At 49.6% G+C, this 2,290-nt stretch carries 2 protein-coding genes; both read left to right on the forward strand.

All coding sequences use genetic code 11. The annotated features are described in order from the left end of the window. The first annotated feature begins 528 nt into the window (after positions 1-528). Positions 529-1,986: a group II intron reverse transcriptase/maturase gene (ltrA, locus tag WCO51_12580; GenBank protein MEI6514088.1), complete on the forward strand. Its 1,458-nt coding sequence runs from the start codon at positions 529-531 to the stop codon at positions 1,984-1,986. Between the two features lie 25 nt (positions 1,987-2,011). Then, a partial coding sequence (locus WCO51_12585; protein MEI6514089.1) for a group II intron reverse transcriptase/maturase occupies positions 2,012-2,290 on the forward strand: 279 nt, incomplete at its 3' end.

The raw sequence follows: 2,290 nt of genomic DNA on the forward strand, positions 1-2,290 counted from the left end.
GAATAGATGTCGCCTCAAATTTTTAGAGAAAATAAAATTTGAGATTAGAAATGAAAAAATATACCAGGTATTCTGAAGGCTTCAAAGACCAAGCTTTGGCAAAAATTTACAGCCGTGAAAATGAGCAATCGATACAGGGTATTGCTGACGACTGTGTGCCACGAAGGCGCACAGGAGGACGAAGTCCTCTGTGCAGCTATGCTGCATAAGAGATGAGGGAGGGCCCCTCGAAACCGCTCTACAGGGGGAGGTTTCAAACCACCGTAAGCTGCAACAGTTAAGAGCTGTCGTGATGAGGGTTACGGAAAAGGCAGAGCAAGACTTTGTCAGGTAGGAATTTAGGAGATGAACGCAAGTGAACCCCTGCTGAAGTTTCGAAAGCGTAGGGATGATGTCAAAACCGGGGGGTAGTCGTTACTCCGGGATAAATCTAGCAGATACCTGTTTACTGGCTAGATGGCATCCGGCATGAAGGTGGCATGAACTAAATTCAGGCTCTTATATGGAACGTGGGAACCGGTCGCTCCGATGCCAAGGGAGAAACACAAGTGGAAGCCCCACCAGTGCCAGAGTACCGATGCGGTGCACAGGGACGGAGCGACCTGTAGTAGTGATGAAGATTCTGTAATGGGATTGGAGCGAAGGGGAAGCATTGTTCAGCTTGAACTAAAGAAAACAACCGGAAACGGGAGGATTGGATTGAAACAAGCAAAGCCATTTTGTATTACTAAACGCCAAGTTTGGGAGGCGTATAAAAGGGTCAAGGCCAATAAACGAGCTGCCGGAGTGGAGGGTCAGACGATCGAAAAGTTTGCAGAGAATTTGCAAGATAATCTCTACAAGCTCTGGAATCGTCTCACCTCAGGCAGTTACTTTCCACAACCGGTGCTACGGGTAGAGATACCGAAAAGCGGCGGTGGAATAAGGCCTTTGGGCATTCCCACAGTGGCTGACCGAATTGCTCAAATGCTAGTCAAAACGCATCTGGAGCCGGAATTGGAAAAACATTTCCATCCGGATGCCTATGGCTATCGACCGGGTAAATCGGCACTGGATGCGGTGGGGATGGCGCGACAACGCTGCTGGAAAAACGACTGGGTACTCGATCTCGATATCAAAGGTTTCTTCGATAATATCGATCATGAGCTGATGATGCGAGCAGTACGTGCACATACGGAAGAGAAATGGGTTCTTTTGTACATTGAACGGTGGCTTAAAGCTCCGATTGCAATGCCTGATGTGACCTGTAAACAGCCGCAGAAAGGGACGCCACAAGGTGGCGTTGCCAGTCCTTTGCTGGCGAATATCTTTTTGCATTATGCATTCGACGAATGGATGAAGCGGGAATACGCCGGCATTCCCTTCGAACGTTATGCAGATGATGCGGTGTGCCACGGCAAGAGCGAAGCCCAGGCGGAACCACTGAAGCAAGCGCTGCACGAACGACTGAAGGAGGTCGGTTTGGAACTCCATCCCGAGAAGACGAAGATTGTCTACTGTCAGGATGACGACCGGCAAGGAGAATATCCGAATACGGTATTTGATTTTCTGGGCTATACGTTTCGCCCCAGACGGTCAAAGAACCGGTGGGGTAAGTACATTATCAACTTCAGTCCGGCGATCAGCAATAAAGCAGCTAAAGCTATCCGGCGCGCATCCCGAGGGTGGAGCTGGCCAAAGCGAAGCGACAAGAGCTTGGAAGATTTAGCCCGGATGTTCAATCCGATTATACAAGGGTGGATCAACTACTTCAGTCGTTATTATAAGTCAGCACTTTATCCGATCCTGAAATGTCTTGAGCGGCGCTTAGTTATTTGGGCGATGCGAAAATACAAACGCTTACGGCATCATAAGAGACGAGCGGCACAATGGCTGAATCGCATTGCGCGGAAACAGCCGAATCTGTTTGCTCATTGGAGAATGCTGTATGCAATGGCTGGACGATGGGAGCCGGATGAGCGGAGACGTTCACGTCCGGTTCTGTGAGCACCTGAGGGGGCGGTTCCCTCGGGTGACTCGACGCAATATCTTCGTGAAATCGCAAAAAGCGGCAGAACGGGTGATGGAAAAGGTTAGCCAATTCATCGAAAAGAAGCTAAAACTGAAGGTGAATCAGGAGAAAAGCCAAGTGGCGCTCTCCGATAAGGTCAAGTTTTTAGGTTTTACTGTGGTCAACGGGACGATTGCGATAGCGCATAAGGCCCTGCAAACGGCCATGGATAAAGTCAAAGCACTGACACCGCGAGGCACCCATAAAGCTCTGGAGCCGGCCCTGGACAAGATCAATCAA

Source organism: bacterium, assembly GCA_037131655.1.
Lineage (GTDB): Bacteria > Armatimonadota > Fimbriimonadia > Fimbriimonadales > JBAXQP01 > JBAXQP01.

What these genes read in the sequence shown, in the direction of transcription:
- ltrA (MEI6514088.1), top strand. Translation starts at nt 529, where the DNA reads ATGCCAAGGGAGAAACACAAGTGGAAGCCCCACCAGTGCCAGAGTACC.